This window comes from Gemmatimonadaceae bacterium (assembly GCA_020851035.1).
In the GTDB taxonomy this organism is placed as follows: domain Bacteria; phylum Gemmatimonadota; class Gemmatimonadetes; order Gemmatimonadales; family Gemmatimonadaceae; genus JACMLX01.
In genome coordinates, this window is record JADZDM010000024.1 from 1 (window position 1) to 21,537 (window position 21,537).

Consider the following 21,537-nt stretch of genomic DNA (forward strand, 5'->3'; position numbering starts at 1 on the left):
CCGCACCGTGCCGCTCCGCAGGCCGCCTCCGTGCGAGGCGGCCGGGCGTGTGCGCGTGAACGGGTGTTTTGCACGCACCTGCGCCGAATGGGAATGACGCCGCGTGTGGCGGAGGTGCACCAGTCGGGATAGCGTAGGGAGTGCAGACGAATCCAGTGCAGCGTGTGGATCCGCGCAAGCTCAGATTTCGCTACGTCGACACGCGACGGTGGGTGCTGATCGGCACGGCCATCGGCACCGCCGCCTACCTCGTGCTCGCGCTGGTGAACTACGCCGCTGGTGGCAAGGCTGGCGAACACGATCCGCGCGTGCTGCTGGCGGCCGCGGCGGTGTCCGCGGTTGGCAGCCTGGTGACGGCGCGCGGCCGCGTGTTCGTGGGCGGAATGATCGCGCTGCTCGCCTTCTGGTGTGAGGTGCACTGGTCGCTCGCGACGGCGCAGAGCTTCCCCGTGCCGTCTCTGCTGGCGGGGTCGGCGGTGCTGGTGGCCGCCGCGCTGCTGCTGCGGGCGCCGGACTCGATGGTGCTCGCGGCGTTCACCGTGGCCAGCACCTGGCTGGCGGTGCTGCTCTCGCCGGCGGTGCGCCGCGAGGGTATCTCGGCCCATGTGCTGTACTGGCTCACCGTGCACACGGTGATCACGCTCGCGGTCTGGGCGCTGGTGTCGCTGGGGTTCGCGATCGTGGACCGCGCCTTCCTCGAGCTGCTGCGCAAGGAGCGGGAACTGGCGGAGACGATCGACCGTGCGCCGGACGGCATCCTCGTGCTCGACGCACAGGACCAGGTGCAGGTGGCGAATCCTGCCGCCGAGCGGCTGCTGGGGATGTCGCGCGCGCAATGCGTTGGCCACACCATCGCCGAGGTGCTGGCGGCGGCGGGCAACGGGTCGGCGCACGGGGAGCGGCTGGAGCCGCTGCTGCACGACACCGGTGAGCGGCCGCGCGCCTGGTCGCTGCTGCGCGCCGACGGCCACCAGGCCGAGCTGGAGGTGACCTGGCGTGCGATGGAGGAGGGACGCCGGCAGCTCGTGTTGCGCGACGTGTCGGAACGGACCGCCGGTGAGGCGGCGCGTCGCCAGATGGAGGTGCAGCTCGCGCATGCCCAGCGCCTGGAGGCGGTGGGGCAGCTCGCCGGGGGCATCGCGCACGACTTCAACAACATCCTCACCATCGTCGGGGCCTCGGCCGAGGTGCTGCGCAACGAGCTGCGCGACGATGCCAACGCCCCGCTGCTGGACGAGATCCTGGCGGCACAGGAGCGCGGCGCCACGCTCACGCGGCAGTTGCTGGCCTTCGCGCGCCGTGACGTGGTGCAGCCGCGGGTGTTCGATGTGTCGTCGCAGGTGCTCACCCTGCGCAGCCTGCTGCAGCGCGTGGCGGGTGAGCAGCTGCGGCTGTCGTTCGACGTGGAGCCGGACTGCCGCATCCGCGCGGACGTGGGGCAGGTGGAGCAGGCGCTGGTGAACCTCGTCTCGAATGCCCGCGACGCCACGCCGGCCGGCGGCACCTGTGCCATCTCCGTGGTGCGCATGACGAACGACGACGGCTCGGAGTGGGTGCGGCTGCGCGTGCGCGACGACGGCAGCGGCATGGACGAGGCGACACGGCTGCGCGTGTTCGAGCCGTTCTTCACCACCAAGCCACGCGGGCGCGGCACGGGGCTGGGGCTGGCGGCGGTGCACGGCATGGTGGCGCAGGGGGGCGGCCGCGCCGACATCGAGTCGGCGGTGGGACATGGCACCACGGTGCTGCTGGAGTTTCCCTTCGCGCAGGGGGCGCTGACCGAGCCGGTGACGATCGCGCCCACGGTGCCGCAGGGTGGCGGCGCGACCATCCTCGTGGCCGAGGACGACGATGGCACGCGCGCGACGGTGGCGCGGATGCTCGGCCGGCTGGGCTATCGCGTGATCCTGGCTCCCGACGGGCTGCAGGCGCTGCGCCAGCTGGAGCTGCACGGTGCCGATGTGCACCTGCTGCTCACCGACGTGATGATGCCGGGGCTGGGTGGCCCGGCGCTGGCGGCACGTGCGCGTGCGGAGCGGCCGTCACTGCCGGTGCTGTTCATGTCGGGATATCCCGAGGAGGCCCTCGAGGCGGTGCCCGGATTCAACCTCGAGACCGACTTCCTCTCGAAGCCGTTTGCCGCGAGCCGGCTGGCGGCGAGCGTGGCGCACAAGCTCGGTGGCGCCACGCCGGACGCCACGCCGGTTGCCGCACCGGTGTGAGTGGTGTTCAGGTGGCGGGCACGGGGAAGAGCCCGTCGACCGAGAGGTAGCGCTCCCCGGTGTCGTAGCAGAAGGTGAGCACGCGGGCGCCATCGGGCATGCCCGGCAGCAGTTGCGCGACGGCTGCCAGCGAGGCACCGCTCGATGCACCGATGAAGATCCCCTCCTCGCGCGCGGCCCGGCGCGCGAAGTCGAACGCCTCCTCCTCCGTGACCTGCACGGAGCCATCGAGCGTGGCGGTGTGCAGGTTGGCCGGGATGAAGCCGGCCCCGATGCCCTGCAGGCGATGCGGGCCGGGGGCGCCGCCGCTGATCACCGGAGACTTCGCGGGTTCGACGGCGTAGGTCTTCAGCGCGGGGATGTGCTGCTTCAGCACCTCGCTCACGCCGGTGATGTGGCCGCCGGTGCCGACGCCGGTGACGAGGTAGTCCAGCCCCTCGGGGAAGTCGGCGAGGATCTCGCGCGCGGTGGTGGCCTGGTGGACCGCGATGTTGGCGGCGTTGTCGAACTGGCTGGGCATCCACGCACCGGGGGTGGCGGCGACGAGCTCGTTGGCGCGCGCGATGGCGCCCTTCATGCCGAGTTCGCGCGGCGTGAGCTCGAACCCGGCGCCGTAGGCGAGCATCACGCGCCGGCGCTCGATCGACATGCTCTCGGGCATCACCAGCAGCAGCCGGTATCCCTTCACCGCCGCGACCATGGCGAGCCCGATGCCGGTGTTGCCGCTGGTGGGCTCGATGATGACGGTGTCCTTCGTGAGCCGGCCACTGGCCTCGGCGGCCTCGATCATGGACAGCGCGATGCGGTCCTTGATGCTGCCACCGGGGTTCGCACGCTCGAGTTTCATCCAGACTTCCACGCGCGCGTCGAACAGCCGGCCGAGGCGGACGTGCGGGGTGTTGCCGATGGTGGCGAGGATGGAGGCGGCTCGCGTCATATCTCGAACTCCAGTGGGAAGTCGTCGCGGAGCCGCTCGTCCGGCACCGCGTGGGTCACGATCGACCCGGGAGGAACACTGTGCGTGAGCCAGACGTTTCCGCCGATCACGCTGCCGCGGCCGATGACGGTGCGGCCGCCGAGGATGGTGGCGTTGGCGTACACCGTCACGTCGTCCTCGATCGTGGGGTGCCGCTGGACGCTGGCGAGCGCCTTGGCCACGCGGAGCGCGCCGAGCGTCACGCCCTGGTAGAGGCGCACGTCGTTCCCGATGCGCGCCGTCTCGCCGACGACGATGCCGGTGCCGTGGTCGATCGCGAACCGGTCGCCGATGGTGGCACCGGGGTGCAGGTCCACGCCGGTGCGCGCGTGCGCCCACTCGGTGATGAGGCGCGGGAGGATCGGCACCTGGTGGTGCCAGAGCGGGCTGGCCACGCGGTGGCAGGCGATGGCCAGGAAGCCGGGGTAGGCGAGGAAGACCTCGTCGACGCTCTGGGCGGCGGGGTCCATGCGGTGGATGGCCTCGGCATCAGCGTACAAACGGACGCGGATATCCGGGAGCGCGTCCATCACCTGCGCCGTGACGCGGGCGGCGGCGTCGGGGTCGGGGAGCAGGTCCTGCAGCACGCCCTGCAGCGTCCGCGCCACACTGTCGTGCTCGGCGGACAGTCCGGCGGGGTCGACCGGCGCGCCCGGCGGCGCCGCATGAGGAAAGAGCAATGTGAGGACGCTCCGCATCCAGTCCCGCGCGGCGAGATGCAGGCGCGGGGGGAGCGTGGAGGCCCGGCGGGCCTCCGACAGCTGGGCCAGGAAGGCCTCACGGTTGTGCGACACGGGTTTCAAGGTACTCTCTCCATCAATCGGGCTGCCTGTGTTTCCGCCACAGTGAGCTGGCCCGACCATTGCTCTGTTGTCTGGCCGACTTCCTCTCCGTGTCGCCATCGCATGTCCCAGCTCGACGAAACACTCATCAGCGCCCGCCTGGGCGAACTCATTGCCGACGCGCGGTTCGCGGACGGCCTGGACCTGCTCAACCGCTGCCTGGTGAGCAACCCGGGTGACGCGTGGCTGTGCGGGATGCGCGCCCTGCTGCTCCTCGAGACGGGGGACACACCGGGGGCCGTGCTGGCCAGTGCAACGGCGGTGGAACAGGCGCCGATGGCGGCCTTCGCGCACTGGACGCGGGGGGTGGTGCTGCTGCGCGCGAACGACCTGGCCGGCGCGCATCGCGCGGCCGAGCGGGCGGTGGCGCTCGACCCCGAGGAGTCGGACACGCACGTGTTGCGGGCGCGGGTGTTCCTGCAGAAGTCGCAGTGGGAGTCGGCGCGCGCCGCGGTGGCGGATGCCGCATCACACGGTGCCGATGACGAGGAGCTGATGCCGCTGCGCGCCGCGATCGCGGCGGGACGTGGCCTGGACGTGCGGGCCGGCGACACCTGGCGCGCGTTCGCGCAGCAGTATCCCGCCAACGCGCTCGCACGCACGGGCCACGCCTGGACGCTGCTGGAATCCGGCGACGTGACGAGCGCACGCAGCGAGTTCGAGCAGGCGCGCGAGCTGGACCCGACCAACGCCTGGGCGCTCGAGGGGCTCGAGGTGACGAAGACGCGCCTGCGCCCGGTGCATCGCCGCCTGGCCTCGTCGCTCTACGGACGCGTGATGGCGCGGCGCGAGGAGACGATGGTGATTGCCGGCACGGTGCTGGTGGCCTGCGGCCTCCTGCTCATCGCCAGCGGCTGGGTCGGTGTGGTGCTGCCGCTGGCCCTGACGGTGCTCGGTGCATCACTCCCGATGATCGACGCGTGGCGCCGGAAGGCCTGACGCACAGCGGCGTCGGCGCCGCGCGATGACGGAACCGCTCCGCGCGCCAGGCGTGCCGCTGAACGTGGCGCTGGTAGGCTACGGGTTCGTGGGGAAGGTGTTCCATGCGCCACTGGTCATGGCGGTGGAGGGGCTGCACCTGCACACGGTGGTGTCATCCAACGCGCACGCGGTGCACGCCGACCTGCCGCAGGTGCAGGTGGCCCCGACGCTCGACGCGGCGCTGGCGGATGCGGCGGTCGACCTGGTGGTGATCGCGACACCGAATGCCGTGCACGCGGCACAGGCGCATGCCGCCCTGGATGCCGGGAAGCACGTGGTGGTGGACAAGCCGTTCACGGTGACGGTGGCCGAGGCGGTGGACGTGATCGCCCATGCCGAGGCGGCGGGCCGGGTGCTGTCGGTGTTCCACAACCGTCGCTACGACAGCGACTTCCTGACGTTGCGCGGGCTGGTGACGGCGGGGGACCTGGGTGTGGTGACGCAGTACGAGAGTCACTTCGACCGCTTCCGGCTGGACGTGCGTGACCGGTGGCGTGAGAAGGCAGGCCCGGGCGCCGGCCTGTGGTACGACCTGGGCCCGCACCTGGTGGACCAGGCGCTGCAACTCTTCGGGATGCCGCTCGGCATCACCGCCGACATCGCGGTGCAGCGCGACGGCGCCGAGACCGACGACTACTTCCACGCGACGCTGCGCTATCCGCGGCTGCGCGTGCTGCTGCACGGGTCGGCGCTGGTGGCCGCACACGACCTGCGGTTCGCCGTGCACGGCACACGCGGCAGCTTCGTGAAGCAGGGGCTGGACAGCCAGGAGGATGCGCTGAAGGCGGGCCGCACGCCGGGTGACGCGCACTGGGGCGTGGATCCGCGTCCCGGCACGCTCACGCGGGTGGCCGGTGACGACCTGACGACGCGCACGATCAGCGGGCCGCCGGGTGACTATCGCGCCTACTATGCCGGCGTGCGCGACGCGATCCTCGGTGCCGGCCCCAACCCCGTCCCGGGCGCCGAGGCGCTCGACGTCATGCGCCTGATCGCGGCCGGCGTGCAGAGCGCACTGGCGCGCTCCGAGATCGCGATCGCCTGACCGGCTCAGTTTCGCAACGGCAACCGCTTCGACGCAAAGACGCAAAGGGGCGCGAAGGACGCAAAGAAGGGCGTGTAGGAAATGCGTGCGTGGGCTCGGAAGCTCGAGCGCGCACGAAGTTCCCCAACAACGCTGTTCTTCGCGTCCTTTGCGTCCCCTTTGCGTCTTTGCGTCTAAGCCGTTGCGGTTGCCGTTGACGTTGACGTTGCAGTCGGGTCGCAGCTATGCGAGCTCGGACTGGAGCCGCTTGAGGAGCGCGAGGGTGCCGCGGACGCCGTCGGGCTCGGGGGTGCGCTCGCCCTCGAACTCGATCCCCACCCAGCCGTGGAAGCGGGCGGCGAGGACGATGCGCAGCATGCGCGGGAAGTCGATGGTCGTCTCGTTGCCGGCGGCGTCGAACTCGAACGACTTGGCGCTCACCGCCTTGGCGTACGGCATCATCTCGGTCACGGCCTGGTAGCGGTCGTAGTCGTAGAAGTTGCCGAAGTCGGGGAGGGTGCCCATGCGCGGGTGGTCCACGCGCTGCATCACGCCCACCAGCCAGTCGCCGTGTGAGGAGAGGCCGCCGTGGTTCTCGACGATCACGTTGAGCTGCATCGGCGCGGCGACCTCCACCAGGCGGCGGAGGCCGTCGGCGGCGAGCTTCTGCTGCTCGTCGGGGGTGCCGGTGCTCTGCGCGTTGACGCGGATGGTGGCGCAGCCGAGGGTCTTGGCGGCGTCGAGCCACTTGCGGTGGTTGTCCACGGCCTGGGCGCGCTTCGCGGCATCGGGATCGCCGAGCGCGCCCTCGCCGTCGACCATGATCAGGTGCTGGTAGACGCCTTCGTCGCGCGCGCGCCGGTTCATCTCGGCCAGGTAGGCGGCGTCGGTGGCCTTGTCCTTGAAGAAGATGTTGACGTACTCGATGGCCTTGATGCCGTAGGTGCGCCGGGCGATTCGGGCGAAGTCGAGGTGTTCCATCTCCTTCGCGAAGAGCGCCTTGTGGAACGACCACTGGGCGAGCGAGATGCGGAACGGCGGTTCCTTGCCGGCGTGCTGCAGCAGCCCGGGCACGGTGGCCGCGGCGACGGCGGCCTGGAGGAAGGTGCGGCGTTCCATGTCGGGCTCCGGAGGTCTGGTGGGTGGGCGTCCACGGACGGTTGTGCGGGGCCGGCGTCTTCTCGGCGCTCGCCGTGCTGAGTGCTGCGGAAATCTACCCGGGACGGGAATCCACCCGCCCGGCCTTCGCGACCGTTCTGTACTGCTCCCGCGCCCGCGGCGTGAACTTCTCGATGGCGTAGCGCACGGCGGTACGCGGCATCTGTCGCCAGTGCGCGTCGAGGAAGGCCAGCAGCGCGGGCCGGTCGCGCTCGCCGACTTCGCGCAGCAGCCAGCCGGTCGCCTTGTGGATCAGCGGGTGCGGATCCTCCAGCAGCAACTGCGCGATGTGGAGCGTGGGTGCGACCTCACCACGGCGCAGGTGATGGAAGGTGGAGAGGATCGCGATGCGCCGCTCCCACAGGTTCCCCGACGCCGCGAGGCGCTCCAGGAGGCGCAGGTCGCCTGACGGCACGTGCGTGCCGATGAGGTGCTCGGCCGACGAGTCGACGAGGTCCCAGTTGTCGATGTGGCGGAGGTTCGCCATGCAGGCGTCGAACACCGCCTGCTGCACCGCGGTGTCGCCGCGCCGGTGCAGCTGCACCATCGACAGCAACGCCAGGAGGCGCTCCTCATGCCACTTCGAGCGGAGCAGTGTGACGCACGTGCCGAGCGTGACGGTGCGGTTCGCGCGCACGATTGCGCGCGTGGCCGGCACCGACACCCCGAGAAACGCGTCACCCTCGGCGTACTGCCCGGGGCCGGCCTGGAAGTAGCGCGGTGCCTGCTCGGCCCGCCGCGGATCGACCTGTGCGCGCAGGGCACGGCGCAGGTGCGCGAGCGTCGGCGGGACCGGCGTCGGCTCAGCGTGTGCCACGCACGGCCCCGATGTCAGCCGACGGTTCCTGGTGTGTGCCTGCCCGAGAGGTCACGATCTTCGTCCCCTTGAACGGCGTGGACGATTGGTGTGCAAGGTCGCTGCGTCGGTGTGACGAGACGGATTGTTGGTTTCCACGATGCCACTGATGCGACAGACGTCCGAGCAGCTGCACCGCACGACGGTTCGAATCCATGCCCCCTTGAACGGAGGCATGCCCGCTTCCAAGTCGTCTTGCCCCGCAGATACCCGTGATCCGCTGCCGCCTACCGCGCCCCGACCTTCGTGACTGCGGTCGGGAACCCGCGTGCATACGCGATGTAGTCCACCGGCGCCGGCGCGATGCCGGCCTGCTTCAGCAGCAGGTTCACCTTGCCCCGATGGTAGTGCGCGTGCAGGAACACCTGGTACAGGATGTCCCGCACCGGCGTCTCGAAGGAGATGCCGGCGGTGTTGGTGTACGTCACCACCCGCAGCAGGTCGGCCTCGATCAGGGTGTCGAGGTGGCGCGCATAGCCCACACGCACGTCGAGTGCGAGCTGCCGGATGTAGTCCTGGTCCGAGTCCGGCCAGATCGGGCAGCGCGGCCCACGTCCCTCGATGCGGGCCAGCCAGTTCTCGTCGGAGCCGAGCACGTGCGCGAACTCGCGCGCGGCCTCGGCCGGCCAATCCGGCGCGGAGGCGAGCGCGTCGAGCATCGCATCGTCCGCCCAGGCGAGGTGTTCCCGCAGGCGTCGCAGTTCCGTCAGCATGGTACTTCTCCTCGCCGTGTGGCGCGGTTCAGGGGACGCTGCCCTTCCGGTAGTCGAGCTGCGGCTTCTGCGAGCCGAGCGCGGTGGTGTAGGTGAACCCCGGCCCGCGGCGGCGGTTCAGTTCCGCCTTCGCCGCCTCGATCGTCGCCGGTGACGTGAACAGGTCGGCCGCGGTGAGGGCCATGGTCTTCGCTGCGATCATCATGCCCTTCGTGCCGATGCTCATGCCACCGGCCGCCACGGCCTGCCACGAGTGGGCCGCCGTGCCCGGCACCCAGGTGGCGGCGCTGAGCTGCACGGTGGGCACCACCCAGCTCACGTCGCCGACATCGGTCGAGCCGGCGTCGGCCTGGTCCAGCACCAGCGGCTTGATGCGCGCGGTGGTCTCCAGCGGCACGGCGGTGAACGCCGTGGACTTCTGGAGCCGCTCGGCGAAGGCGCGCTCCTCGGGGGTGTAGGTGTAGCCGCCCACCCGCTCCAGGGCCCGCTGCTGCACCCGCGCCAGCACCTCGTTGGGCTGCATGGCGTAGACCGATCCCACCAGCTGGAGGTCGAAGGTGGTGCCGGTGCCGATCGCGGCCCCGCGGGCGGCGTTCGTGATCCGCTCCCAGATGTCGCGCACCACCCGCATGTCCACGTGCCGGGCGTAGTAATAGACCTCCGCCTCGTCGGGCACCACGTTCGGCGCGCGGCCCCCGCTGGTGATGACGTAGTGGATGCGGCTGCCATCGGGGATGTGCTCGCGCATGTAGTTCGTCATCACGTTCATCACTTCCACACCGTCCAGCGCCGACCGGCCGCGCTCCGGCGAGGCGGCCGCGTGGGCGCTCAGTCCGTGGAAGCGGAACTTGCCCGAGATGTTCGCCATCGAGCGATTGCCCGAGACCTCGTTCGCGTCGCCGGGATGCCAGGCGATCACGGCATCCACGTCGTTGAACACGCCATCACGCACCATGTAGACCTTGCCGCCGCCCCCTTCCTCGGCCGGCGTGCCGATCATGCGCAAGGTGCCGGCGACGTGGTTGGCGATCATCCACTCCTTCAGCGCGATGGCGGCGGCGGTGCTGGCGGTGCCGAAGAGATGGTGGCCGCAGCCGTGCCCGGGCCCTCCGGCGACGAGCGCGTTCCGTTCCGGCGTGTTCGCCTGCGACAGGCCGGGCAGGGCATCGAACTCGCCGAGGATTGCGATGACGGGTTTGCCACTGCCGTACTCGGCGACGAATGCGGTGGGTTCACCGGCCACGCCGGCCGTGACGCGGAAGCCGGCCGTGCGCAGCTCCGACTGCAGCAGCGCCGAGCTGCGCACCTCCATGTAGCCCACCTCGGCCCAGTCCCAGATCTGCTTCGCGACCGTGGCGAAGTGGCCGGTGCCGGCATCGAGGGTGGCGAGCATCGGCGCCGTGCCGGCGGCCGGCTTCGGGAGCTGGGCAGCGAGCGGCACCGCGGCGAGCAGGCCGGCGGCGAACAGCAGGGCAGCGTGGGAGCGTCGCGGCATTCCAGGGGAGGCAGGGCGTCAGGGAACCGCGGTGTGCGGGTCCATCCCCGTAACTTGTCGTCGTGCACTCCCGGCCGCGATCCGCGAATCCCTGACGCCTGCCCCGATCCGTCAGAGCGGCACGATCCCGTGCCGGAGGCCGTACGACACCGCCTCGCTGCGGGTGCGCACGGCGAGCTTGGCGAAGATCGCCTGCAGGTGGTACTTGACCGTGCTCGGGCTGATGCCGAGCCGGCCGCCGATCTGCTTGTTGCCCAGCCCCTCGGCCAGTGCCCGGAGCACCTCGAGTTCGCGGTCGGTGAGGCGGGGGTCACCGTCGGCCGCGTCGGGGAGCTCTGCGCGCAGCTCGCGGCGCGGCGTCCGGTCGCGGGGGGCGCCTGACGGCGGGAGCACCGACGGCGCGACCACCGTGAGTCCGCGCAGCACGGCGTGCGCCGCGGCGACCACGTCGTCGGCATCGCAGTCGAGCGGGAGCCAGGCGGTGCTGCCGCGGGCGAGCTGCGTCGCGGGCGGGTGCACACCGGGGTCGACGAGGTGGATAGTGGGCGTGCGCGGGCCGCTCGCCTCGTCGGCGTTGGGCCACTCGGTGACGTAGACGGCGTGGGCGGCGTGCGGGCGCGGCGCCCGGTGCGCGCGCCCGTCGTCCAGCAGCACCGCCTCATGCCCGATGAATCCCGCGCCGAGGCGCGCCCGCACCACGGCGGGCATCGCCCCGAGCGTCAGGTGGATCCGGTCATCGGGCAAGGGTCAGCGGGCCGTGCGTGGACGTTCCCCGATCGTCACCGGCAGGATCACCACCTCGCCGCCGCGCACCACCTGCAGCTGCACCGTGGTCCCCACTCGGTCGCTGCCGAGGAAGGCGAGCACGTCGTCGTGCTGCGCGATGCGGACCTCGTCGATGCGCACCAGCACGTCGCCGATCATGACACCGCCGTGTGCCGCCGGGCTGTCGTGCTCCACGTCCAGCACCACCAGGCCGCCGCGACCGTCGAAGCCGAGCTTGGCGGTGGCGCTGTCGGAGAACCGCACGGACTGCATGCTGGCGCCAAGCCAGCCGCGAGCCACGTAGCCGCGATTGAGGACGGCGTCGAGGATGCGGTCGATGGTGGTGTCGGGGATGGTGACGCAGAGCGGCTTGCTCATGCCGCCGGAGTTGATGCCCGCGACGCCACCACTGGCGGTGACGAGGGGGCCGCCGCCGAAGCCGGGAAAGAGCTCGATGTCGCTCTGGATGCGCCGGTCGAGGGTGCCGCCGCGCCAGGTGCGCCAGGCCTCGCCGACGCTGCTCACGACGCCGGCGGTGGCGTGATGCCCGTCGCCGCCGGTGCGGGCGAGGGCGAGGACGAGGTGGCCGGGGCGGAGGTCGGCGGCGGCGGCCCTGGGCGCGACGGGCAGGAGCCCGGTCGGGATCCGCAGGGCGGCGAGGTCGGTGCCGGCATCGCGGCCAGCCAGCGTGGCGGTGACGCGCGTGCCGTCGGGCATGGTGACGGCGATGTCGTCGGTGCGCTTCACGGTGGCGTCGGTGGTGACGATCACGCCATCGCGCCAGTGCACGCCGGTGCTGGCGAGTCGGGGACGGGCGTGGACGGCGACGACGCTGGCGGCAGCGGCGCTGACCGCATCAGCGAGCTGATCTGAGAAGGCGGCGAGTGACGACATGGCACGGGGGGTTGGGTGTGGCGAACCGTGGTACACGCACGGCAGGTCTCCGGTGCGTCGGGAGGAAGGGTGGCCTGCAGTGGGGGGCGCCGACATCGGACGAACGGACAGGGTCGGGTTGCCATTCCTGAACATTTCATGAATATCGTGCGTAGCCCGTGCGGTCGCTCCCCGACACCTTCGTCCCGCCCCCGCATGCCCCGACGTCCGCTGCTGTCCCTCGTCCTCCTCTGCGCCACCGTCACCACGGGCCGCAGCGTGTCGGCGCAGGCGCGTGACTCGGTGGCGCGGCGCATCGAACCGGTCACGGTGCGGAGCAATCGCACGCCGAGTGTCGTCGGCGGGGCCAGCGCGATCGTGCTGCGACCGGACAGCCTGCCGATGCCGCTCATGCCGTCGCCACTGCTCGACCAGGTGCTGCGGCAATCGCCGTTCGTGCTCGTGCGACAGAACTCGCGCGGCGAGATGGAGTTGTCGGTGCGGGGCTCCGACTCGCGCCAGGCGGCGGTGCTGGTGGACGGCCTGCCGATCACACTCGGCTGGGATCATCGCAGCGATCCATCGCTCTTCCCGACCACCGGCGTGGACCGGATCCAGATCGTGCGGGGACTGGGGACGGTGCTGGCCGGACCGAACACGCTTGGTGGCGTGATCGAGCTGCATCTCAACGATCCGCTCGTGCGCGGTGCCGCGGCACCGCCGCCCACGGCCTATTTCGGCAGTGGACTCGACCAGTTCGCCGGGCGCGTGCTGTCGGCAACCGCCAGCGCGCCGATCGCGCTCGGGGGCGGCACGTTCCGCGTCCGGGCCGGCGCGACGTATCGCGAGCGACCGGGGTTCGCGCGCAGCGGTGGTGATGCCGGTGACGGGGTGACGGGTGGCGCCGCCGATCCGGGTGATGCCCGCGACTCGCAGCTGCGCACGAACACCGACCTGCGGCAGGTGGATGGCTTCGGAGCGCTGCGGTACGACCACGGCAGCGGCGCCTTCGTGGGCCTGACGCTGGCGGCCAACGATGCCCGTCGTGGCGTCGCGCCGGAACAGCACATCCGGGCACCGCGCTTCTGGCGCTACCCGCAGCAGGGGCGCCAGCTCGGGATCCTGTCCGCCGGGACCGGCGTTCGCACCACGCCATTCGGCTACGGCACGCTCCAGGCCAGCGTCGGCGCGAACCGCAGTGACGTCGAGATCGAGAGCTACTCGTCGCGCACGTTCACGACCGTGAGCACGCGCGAACTCGGCGACGAGGAGACGCGCACGGCGCGCGTCCAGGCGTCACATTCGCTGCCGCGCGGCGGCCAGCTCAGGATCGGCGGCACGACCAACGACGTGCGCTATGACGAGACGCTGGACGCGCAGCTCGCCACGTCGGTGGCGTCGGAATACCAGCAGCGACTGACCAGCCTCGGCGCCGAGGTGGAAGTGCCGGTCACCTCGCGGCTGCTCGTGAGCGGTGGCGCGGTGCGCGACGCGGCGCGCTCGCCGAAGACCGGCGGCAAGGTCAGCCTCGGCACGCTGAGCAAGGCCGGCTGGCGCGTGGGCACGACCTTCCTCGCCCGCCCGGGCGTGCGGCTGCACCTGTCGGCCAGTGAGCGTGCGCGATTCCCGGCGCTGCGTGAGCTGTACAGCGGCGCGCTGAGCCGATTCGATCCCAATCCGCTGCTGCGACCCGAGACGCTGCTGGGCATCGAGGCCGGTGTCACCATGACCGGTGCGGTGCTGGAGCGCCACGGACTGCAGGTCCAGGCCGTCGGCTTCCGCCACCGCCTGGATGATGCCGTGGTGCGCATCACGCTGCCCAGCCGACTCTTCCGGCGGATCAACCGTGACCAGATCCGCAGCGCCGGTTTCGAGGGCGCGGTGAGCTGGTCGCCGCCATCGCTGTCCGGGGTGACGGTCACTGCCGACGGCACGATCCAGCGCATCCGGGTCCACGACAACACCATCACCGGCGACGCCGACAACGCACGTCGTCCCGAGCACAACCCGGAGTTCCGCGGCGCGCTTGCCATCGGCGCACCGATCGTGGCCGGCATCCGGGGCAGCGTGGTCTCGCGTCACACCGGGGCGCAGTACTGCCTGCATCCCGACCTCGGCACCACCGTGAAGCTGGCGGGGCAGACGACCGGCGACGCGGCGCTGTCGCGCGGGTTCGCGCTGCGACGGGGGGGGCTCGTGCAGCGCATCGTCACGACGCTGGCGCTGGACAACGTGGCCAACCGCACCGTGTACGACCAGTGCGGGCTGCCGCAGCCCGGGCGGACCTTCCGCATGGGCTTCGAACTCCGGTAGCCCGCCCGGGCATCGCACGATTCGGGAGGCGCAGCCACGGACCGGCGGCGAGCATGCGGGACCTTCACTTGGAGATCCCGATGCGCGCTGCCAGCTTCCCCGCCATGCCTCTGGTCCAGACGGTCCCGATCGAGCAGACACGCGCCGAGCGCGCGGTGCTGCGCGCACGTGCGCTGCTGGACGACGCGGTGGCACATGGGCGGGAAGGCCGCATTCCGCTGCAGGAACTGGCCGATGCGGTGGAGATGAGCCCGGCGCACCTGCAGCGCCTGTTCACCCAGATCGTGGGCGCCTCACCGGCGGCGTACCTGCGCAGCCGTCGCGCCGAGAGCTTCCGTCGCGCGCTGCGTGACGCGCGCACGGTGAGTGCGGCCACCTTCGATGCCGGCTATGCGGCATCCAGTCGCGCCTACGCCGACGCCACCCACCACCTGGGCATGACACCCAGCGTGTACCGGCGTGGTGGCGAGGGGGCCACGATCCGCTGGGCCGCCGCCGACACCCCGCTCGGGCGGCTGGTGATCGGCGCCACCGACGTGGGCCTCTGCTGGGTGTCGCTGGCGGCCAGCGACGCGGTGCTGGTGGGCGAACTGGCCGCCGAGTTTCCGCGGGCCACCGTGGTGCCCGACGAGCGGGGCGCGCTGGCCCCGATGCTCGAGGCCGTGCTCGCGCGCCTGCGGGGAGACGCTGCCGCGCTGGCGGTGGCGGTGGACCTGCAGGTGACCGCCTTCCAGCAGCGCGTGCTGGACGCGCTGATCGCCATTCCGTTCGGCGAGACGCGCAGCTATTCGCAGATCGCCGCCGCCGTCGGCAAGCCGGGTGCGGCGCGGGCCGTGGCAAACGTCTGCGCGACGAACCGGGTGGCGGTGGTGATTCCGTGTCACCGCGTGATCCACTCCGATGGCACGATGAGCGGTTATCGCTGGGGCAATCAGATCAAGAAGGCGCTGTTGCGGGTCGAGGGCGCGAACACGCCCCGCGGCGACGGCGCGCCGCCGGCGGCGGTCCGTCGCCGCGTCACGCGCTGATGGCCGGTCCGTCCGTCGTGCCGCCCTGGTCGCGGCGCGTGCGCATCCCGCTGCCAGCCGACGTCGACGTGCGATGGACGCTGCGGTACCTGGTGGTGCGCACGGTGGACTCGCTCGAGCGGATCGCTGGCGCGCAGTACCTGCGGAGCGTGCGCGACCACGCCAGCGGCCGGCACCTCCTCCTCGACCTGGCCCACGATGCGGATGGCCATGCGCTGCTGGCCCGCACCCGTCCCGCGCTGCCGGCGGCGGAGATCCGTGCGCTGGTGGAACGCAGCTTCGACCTCACCACCGACCTCGCCGCATTCCGGGCGCTGGTGATGCGGGACCGTGTGCTGGGGCCGATGCTCCGTGCGCGTCCGGCGTTGCGCTTGCCGCAGCTGCTCGACCCGTTCGAGGGGCTGATCCGCGCGGTGCTCGGGCAGCAGGTGAGCGTGGTGGGTGCGAGCACCATGACCGACCGGCTCGTGCGCGCGTTCGGCACGCCGCTGGCCGCGCACGACGCGGGTCCACCGATGTACGGCTTCCCGTCACCGGCGGTGCTGGCGGAGGCCGGTGCGGCAACGCTGCGCACCATCGGGCTCACGAACGCGAAGTCCGCGACGCTGCACGGCGTGAGTGTCGCTGTCGCGACCGGCGCCATCGACCTGGAGGCGCTCCGTGGCGCGCCGACCGACGAGGCGGAGGCGACGCTGGTCGCGCTCCCGGGCATCGGGCCGTGGACGGCACACTACGTCCGCATGCGCGCACTCGGTGACCGCGACGCATTTCCGGCCGCCGACCTCGGTGTGCTCAAGGCGATGGACAGCGCCGGCATCGCACGGCGGGACATCCTCGCGCGGGCCGAGGCGTGGCGCCCATGGCGCGCTTACGCCACGCTGCACCTCTGGGAGTCACTCGGAAAGCGCGAGTGACACCGGCGTGGTGCCGTCAGGCGCGCGAGCGGAGCGGCGGCATCACGACCAGCACCACGCCGAGCAGCGTGATCACAGCCGCCACCAGCATCAGCCCGGTGATGGACTCGTGCCCGATGGAGGCGCCGAGCAGCAGCGCGACGATCGGGTTCACGTAGGCGTACGTCGCGACGTGTGAGGTCTTCGACACCCGCAGCAGCCAGATGTAGGCGGTGAAGCCGAGCAGGCTGCCGAAGAGGATCAGGTACCAGAACGCGGCCCACGACCGGACCGAGATGGCGGCGAAGTGCACGTCGCGCCAGGCACCGGTGACGGTGCAGGCGATGGTGAGGAAGGCCCCGGCGACGAGCATCTGCAGCGCGCTGCCCATGAACGCGTTGGCGGGGCGCGGCAGCTCGCGGCCCAGCACGGAACCGGCACCCCAGCTCATGGCACCGAGCAGCACGAGCCCGACGGCGGCGGTGTCGATGTCGGCCGCGCCACCGCGCAGCGCCGCCACGATGCCGGGACCGGCGAGCAGGCCGAGCCCCGCGAGGCCGAGTGCCAGCCCGATCCACTCCTTCACCAGCGGCGGGCGCCCGCCGGGCCGGACGCTGGCCACGAGCACGATCCACAGCGGCGTGGTGGCGACGACCATGCTCGAGAGGCCGCTGGGAATCCGGTGGGCGTTGTACGCCACCATCCCGTTGCCGATCACCAGCAGCATGAACCCACCCAGCACGCCGCCCTTCCAGTGCGCGCGCTCGGGTGCCGGCGTGCCGGAGAGCCGCAGCACGGTGTAGAGCACGACCCCGGCCAGCGAGTGCCGTGCCGCGATCATCGGCCACGGCGGCATCGTCTCGGAGGTGATCTTCATCCCGAGGTAGGTACTGCCCCAGATGACGTAGAGTGCCGCGAACGCCGCGATCACCAGCAGGCGAGGGGGGGGAGCCGGTCGCTCGTGGGGCATGCCACGAAGCTAACCGGCCCGCGAAGCGCTCAGCTGATGACGCGCGTGGAGAGCGGCGTGAGGCGTTCCGGCGTGTTGCGGCCGTTGCCGCGCTGGCCGTGGCGCGCGAGGTACGGCATCACGTCGGCCGGCGGGAGCGGCGGGGAGAAGAGGTAGCCCTGCCCGAACTTGCAGCCGAGCTTCGCCAGCACCGCGTGCTGCGCCTCGCTCTCGATGCCCTCGGCCACCGTGCGCAGGCCGAGCGAGTTGCCGAGGGCGATGACGGCATTGGCGAGCGCGCTCGCGCCCGGCCCGTCGGCCACGCCCTCGACGAAGCTGCGGTCGATCTTCAGCACGTCCACCGGGAAGCGGTGCAGGTACGAGAGCGACGAGTAACCGGTGCCGAAGTCGTCGATGGCCAGGCGCACGCCGAGCGCCTTGAGCGAGGTGAGGATGCCGACCGTCTCCTCGCTGTTGGCGAGCAGCGTGCTCTCGGTGAGCTCGAGCACGAGCTGGTCGCGGCGGAGTCCCGCCACGCGCAGGGCGTTGGCGACGTCGTCGATGAGGTGCTCGTCGCCGAGCTGTCGCGCGGAGAGGTTCACGGTGACCGTCACCGGCAGCAGCTCGGGCAGGCTGCGGCTCCAGTGGCGGGCATGGGCGCAGGCGTGCAGCATGACCCAGCGACCGATGGCCACGATCAGCCCGGACTGCTCGGCGATCGGGATGAAGTCGGCGGGCGGGATGCGGCCGCGGCGCGGGTGGTCCCAGCGCACCAGCGTCTCGAGGCCGGTGACGGTGCGCGTCTCGAGGTCCACGATCGGCTGGTACTCGAGCTGCAGCTCGTCGCGCTCGATGGCGTAGCGCAGGTCGGCGAGGAGGTCGAGGCGTTCCACCACCTCCTCGTGCATGTGCGAGGCAAAGCGCTCGACACGCGCCTTGCCGCGGCGCTTGGCGAGGTACATCGCGAGGTCGGCGTTCCGCAGCAGGTCCTCGCCCGCCTCGGTGCCGGAGTTGATCGCGACGCCGATGCTGGCGGTGGAGAACGCCTCGCGGTTCTCGAGCGAGAACGGGCGGGCGAACGCCATCGAGATGCGCTCGGCCACGTGCATCGCCTCCTCGCCGTCCTCGTTGCATCCCTCGAGCAGCACCGCGAACTCGTCGCCCCCCAGGCGGGCAGCGGTGTCGCCGGCGCGCAGGCAGGCCCGCAGGCGGTCCGCGCCCTGCATCAGGAGCGAATCACCGGCGGCGTGGCCGAGCGAGTCGTTGATCTCCTTGAAGTCGTCGAGGTCGAGGAAGAGCACGGCCGTGCGGCGGCCGTCACGGGACGCCCGCAGCAGTGCCTGCTCCACGCGGTTGGTGAAGAGGGCGCGGTTGGCCAGCCCCGTGAGCTCGTCGTGGAAGGCGCGGTGCACGAGCTGCTCCTCGAGCGCCACGCGGTGCGACACGTCACGGGTGGTCAGCACCACCCCGCCGACGGTGGGGTCGGCGAGCAGGTTCACGGCCACGTTCTCCACGCGGCACCACGCCCCCGACGCACTCAGCATGCGCCAGTGCGTGGTGGCGGCCTTGCTGCCGGGCTTCGCGGCATCCGCGAGGAAGCCGAGCATGGGCACCACGTCGTCGGTGTGCACCAGGTCGCGGAGCGGCTTGCCCTCCATGTCCGCGATCTCGTAGCCGAAGACACGGTTGATCGCCGGGCTCACGTAGCGGATGGTGTCGGCGCCGTCGATGATCGTGATGAGGTCGGTGCTGTGCTGCACGAGCGACCGGAAGCGCGTCTCGCTCTCGGCGTGGGCGCGCGCGTTGCTGCGGCGCGCGTTCTCGCGCACGCTCACGGCCTGGCGCGCGATGACCATCAGCGTCATCAGGAACATCGCGCCGATGAAGGCGGTGATCTCGTGGTTGCCGGCGCGCAGCGAGAGGTCGGCCAGCATGGCGGCGCCGAGCACCACCGAGGTGTACGGGACCAGCGTGCTGCGGATCGCGGTGTCGGCACCGGCCGCTGACTGCGGGGCCGCCTCCACGGGACGGGTGTTGTACTCCATCAGGAGGCCGAGCAGCAACAGTGCGCGCCCGATGCACTCGATGGCGGTGGGTACGGCGGTGCCGGCGGTGATGTGCCATGACTCCACTGCAGTGCTCGCGAAGGCGAGCACCAGGCCCAGCCCCATCAGCGCGACGCCGCGCCGGTCCCCGCGACCGCCCAGCCGGTTCCAGACCGCTGCCACACTCACCACGCCGAGCAGCTCCAGCCCCGGCAGCAGCAGCAGCCCCGGCGACGTGCGCAGCCAGTGCACCACATCGCCCGTGGGATTCGAGAGCCGCATCAGGTACCAGGACAGCATGGCACCGAGGAAGAGGATCGCACCCACGTCGAGCGCGAACTTCAGGCGCTCCACCGGCCGGCGGAAGCTGGAGCGGAAGGCGAGCAGTCCTGCCACGGCCAGGGGCGCCGCCACCACGTGGCAGATCATCGTCCAGGCCGCGAACACGTCCGGCACCGTCACGAACGGCATCAGGCCCCACGCCAGCGCGGCCAGCGACTGGCAGACGAGCCCCAGCCCCACCAGGCGCCAGGCCGGTCGTGCCTTGCCCTGCCACTCCGCGCCGGCATTGAAGAACGCCACGATCGCGCTGGCGACGCTCGCCATCACCAGCCAGGCGTCACCCGGTGCCGAGCGGTGGCGCGGGTCGAGGGCGATGGCGACACAGGCCACGAACGACATGCCGATGGCGAGGATCGTGAGCCAGCGCGTCCAGCTCGACCAGCCGGTCCACGGCAGTCGCGTGCGCACGCGGTGGTGCCCGGTGCGTGTGTCGGGCGTGCGCCGCAGCGCGTCGAGGTCCGCCGCGTGCTGGCCCGGCTCCGCCGCCGGCGCCGGCGTCCGCCGGCGCAGGGCGCGGGCGTTGCTGAGCGCGGCCGGCTCGTTCGGCTGCCGGTTGCGCAGGATGCTCACCGCACGCCCGCAGCGGAATGGTCCAGCACCTGCGCCATGCGCACCGCCGCAGCGCGCAGCGCCTCCGCCGGCGCGATCAGCGAGACCCGGAACCAGCGCGCGCCGGCGTCGCCGAAGGCGAGGCCGGGCGTGATCATGACCTGTCCATCCATCAGCACGCGCTGCACCGCGTCCCACGGCTCGAGGCCGTCGGGGAGCGGCAGCCAGGCGTACATCGCGGCCTGCGGCGGCGTCACGTCCCAGCCGAGGCCGCGCAGCGTGTCATACAGGACGTCGCGCCGCTCGCGATAGGTGGCCACGATCGGCGGCAGCAGGGTGCGCACGTTGTCGAGCGCGTACGCCGCCGCGTGCTGGATCGGCATCGACACGCCGTAGCCCACGTTCGCGCGGTAGGCCAGCAGCGCATCGAGCGCGTCGGCGCGGCCGGCCACGAAGCCCACGCGCATGCCGGCCATGTTGAACGACTTCGAGCAGGAGTGGAACTCCACCGCGACGTCACGGGCCCCGGGCACCTCGAACACGCTCGGTGCCACGTGGCCGTCGTAGGTCAGCTCGGAATAGGCGAGGTCGTGCAGCAGCACCAGGTCGTGCCGGCGCGCGAACTCCACCAGCTCGGCCATGCCGGCCAGCGTCGTCACGGCGCCGGTGGGATTGTTGGGATAGTTGGCGATCAGCACCCGGGCGCGTGTCAGCACCTCGGCGGGGATGCTCTCCAGGTCGAGCTGCCAGCTCCGGGCCGGGTCCATCGGCACCAGGTGCACGTCGGCGCCGTGCATCAACGGCGCCCGCAGGTACACCGGGTAGCTGAGCGCCGGGGCCAGCACGGTGTCGCCGGGCCCGCAGAGCGTGGAAAGCAGCTCGGCGATTCCCTCCTTCGAGCCGGCCAGTGCAACGATCTCGCGTTCGGGATCGAAGGTCACCCCGAACCGGGCCGACATGAACCCGGCCGCCGCCGTCAGCAGCCGCGGGCTCCCGCGAAACGGCGGGTAGGGATTCATGGGAGCCGTGAGTGCCGCCTCGCGCAGGGCCTCGATGACGAGGGCCGGGGGCGGCTGGTCGGGACTGCCGATGCCAAGATCCAGGAAGTCGTGCCCGGCGGCGCGCGCCGCCTGTTTCCGGCGCTCGAGCTCGGAGAACACGTACGGCGGGATGGTGGCCAGCGTCGGCAGGATGTGGACGGGCACGGGAGTGCGGTGGAGGAACGTCCGGAAGGCGGGTGGGCACCAGGCCGGACGGGAACGCAGATGGGTGGGGCCGTACGGGTGCGACGCGCTGCCGCACACGCTCCGGTTGACGAACAATGACGATCCACGGACGCCGAGGAAAGCTCCTCGTCGTCCGAACAAATGAGACGCGCTGCGGTAACCGGCCGGGTTTCGTGAACCCGGCGGCGGCAGTTTTCGTTGGATCGGCATGTCGCGCGCCCGTCCTTCGGAGTATCGGTCCCTCGGGGGCCGGCACGACCGACACTTCCGGGTCGTCGCCGGCCACC

Annotated in this window: 17 protein-coding genes; 6 read left to right on the forward strand and 11 right to left on the reverse strand. The window is 71.6% G+C overall.

From position 1 onward, the window contains the following. The first annotated feature begins 140 nt into the window (after positions 1-140). Complete coding sequence (locus IT355_16695) at positions 141-2,222, forward strand: response regulator (protein MCC7054913.1); 2,082 nt, start codon at positions 141-143, stop codon at positions 2,220-2,222. 7 nt (positions 2,223-2,229) lie between these two features. Here IT355_16695 and cysK read toward each other — a convergent pair whose 3' ends face one another. Together cysK and IT355_16705 are read right to left on the reverse strand one after the other, a co-directional pair. Beyond that, complete coding sequence (gene cysK / locus IT355_16700; protein ID MCC7054914.1) at positions 2,230-3,159, reverse strand: cysteine synthase A; 930 nt, start codon at positions 3,157-3,159, stop codon at positions 2,230-2,232. Next, complete coding sequence (locus tag IT355_16705) at positions 3,156-3,992, reverse strand: serine acetyltransferase (protein ID MCC7054915.1); 837 nt, start codon at positions 3,990-3,992, stop codon at positions 3,156-3,158. Before IT355_16705 ends, cysK begins: the two co-directional genes overlap by 4 nt. Positions 3,993-4,103: 111 nt before the next feature. Here IT355_16705 and IT355_16710 point away from each other — a divergent pair, with 111 nt between their 5' ends. After that, positions 4,104-4,979 (forward strand): tetratricopeptide repeat protein, encoded by an 876-nt coding sequence (locus IT355_16710; GenBank protein MCC7054916.1) that lies wholly within the window; start codon positions 4,104-4,106, stop codon positions 4,977-4,979. A gap of 25 nt (positions 4,980-5,004) precedes the next feature. After that, a complete protein-coding gene (locus tag IT355_16715; GenBank protein MCC7054917.1) occupies positions 5,005-6,066 on the forward strand; it encodes an oxidoreductase in 1,062 nt (353 codons plus the stop codon). A gap of 222 nt (positions 6,067-6,288) precedes the next feature. Here the strand turns inward: IT355_16715 and IT355_16720 are convergent, their stop codons facing one another. From IT355_16720 to IT355_16745, 6 genes are all read right to left on the reverse strand, one after another. Further along, a complete protein-coding gene (locus tag IT355_16720; protein MCC7054918.1) occupies positions 6,289-7,164 on the reverse strand; it encodes a sugar phosphate isomerase/epimerase in 876 nt (291 codons plus the stop codon). Positions 7,165-7,258: 94 nt separating this feature from the next. After that, on the reverse strand, positions 7,259-8,020 hold the full coding sequence (locus IT355_16725) for a DNA alkylation repair protein (GenBank protein ID MCC7054919.1): 762 nt from the start codon (positions 8,018-8,020) through the stop codon (positions 7,259-7,261). 266 nt (positions 8,021-8,286) lie between these two features. After that, complete coding sequence (locus IT355_16730; GenBank protein MCC7054920.1) at positions 8,287-8,772, reverse strand: DinB family protein; 486 nt, start codon at positions 8,770-8,772, stop codon at positions 8,287-8,289. Between the two features lie 28 nt (positions 8,773-8,800). Beyond that, the gene (locus IT355_16735) at positions 8,801-10,267 is read right to left on the reverse strand and encodes an amidohydrolase (protein MCC7054921.1); all 1,467 of its coding nucleotides are present in this window, start codon (positions 10,265-10,267) and stop codon (positions 8,801-8,803) included. A 111-nt stretch (positions 10,268-10,378) separates the two neighbouring features. Next, a complete protein-coding gene (locus tag IT355_16740) occupies positions 10,379-11,011 on the reverse strand; it encodes a response regulator transcription factor (protein ID MCC7054922.1) in 633 nt (210 codons plus the stop codon). Positions 11,012-11,014: 3 nt separating this feature from the next. Further along, entirely contained in the window at positions 11,015-11,926 is a 912-nt protein-coding gene (locus tag IT355_16745) for a trypsin-like peptidase domain-containing protein (protein ID MCC7054923.1), read from the reverse strand. A gap of 195 nt (positions 11,927-12,121) precedes the next feature. Between IT355_16745 and IT355_16750 the strand changes: the two genes are divergently transcribed. The 3 genes from IT355_16750 to IT355_16760 all read left to right on the forward strand — a co-directional run bounded on the left by IT355_16750 (position 12,122) and on the right by IT355_16760 (position 16,160). Beyond that, positions 12,122-14,218, forward strand: a complete 2,097-nt coding sequence (locus IT355_16750; protein MCC7054924.1) for a TonB-dependent receptor — start codon at positions 12,122-12,124, stop codon at positions 14,216-14,218. A gap of 104 nt (positions 14,219-14,322) precedes the next feature. Beyond that, on the forward strand, positions 14,323-15,246 hold the full coding sequence (locus tag IT355_16755) for a methylated-DNA--[protein]-cysteine S-methyltransferase (protein MCC7054925.1): 924 nt from the start codon (positions 14,323-14,325) through the stop codon (positions 15,244-15,246). After that, positions 15,246-16,160, forward strand: coding sequence for a DNA-3-methyladenine glycosylase 2 family protein (locus IT355_16760; GenBank protein MCC7054926.1), 915 nt, complete (start codon positions 15,246-15,248; stop codon positions 16,158-16,160). The genes IT355_16755 and IT355_16760 overlap by 1 nt, the downstream gene beginning before the upstream one ends. Positions 16,161-16,176: 16 nt before the next feature. Here the strand turns inward: IT355_16760 and IT355_16765 are convergent, their stop codons facing one another. The 3 genes from IT355_16765 to IT355_16775 are packed head-to-tail and all read right to left on the reverse strand — an operon-like array spanning position 16,177 to position 21,229. Then, positions 16,177-17,109: an EamA family transporter gene (locus IT355_16765; protein ID MCC7054927.1), complete on the reverse strand. Its 933-nt coding sequence runs from the start codon at positions 17,107-17,109 to the stop codon at positions 16,177-16,179. 29 nt (positions 17,110-17,138) lie between these two features. After that, positions 17,139-20,045: an EAL domain-containing protein gene (locus tag IT355_16770; protein ID MCC7054928.1), complete on the reverse strand. Its 2,907-nt coding sequence runs from the start codon at positions 20,043-20,045 to the stop codon at positions 17,139-17,141. After that, positions 20,042-21,229: an aminotransferase class I/II-fold pyridoxal phosphate-dependent enzyme gene (locus IT355_16775; protein MCC7054929.1), complete on the reverse strand. Its 1,188-nt coding sequence runs from the start codon at positions 21,227-21,229 to the stop codon at positions 20,042-20,044. The genes IT355_16770 and IT355_16775 overlap by 4 nt, the downstream gene beginning before the upstream one ends. Between the last annotated feature and the right edge of the window lie 308 nt (positions 21,230-21,537).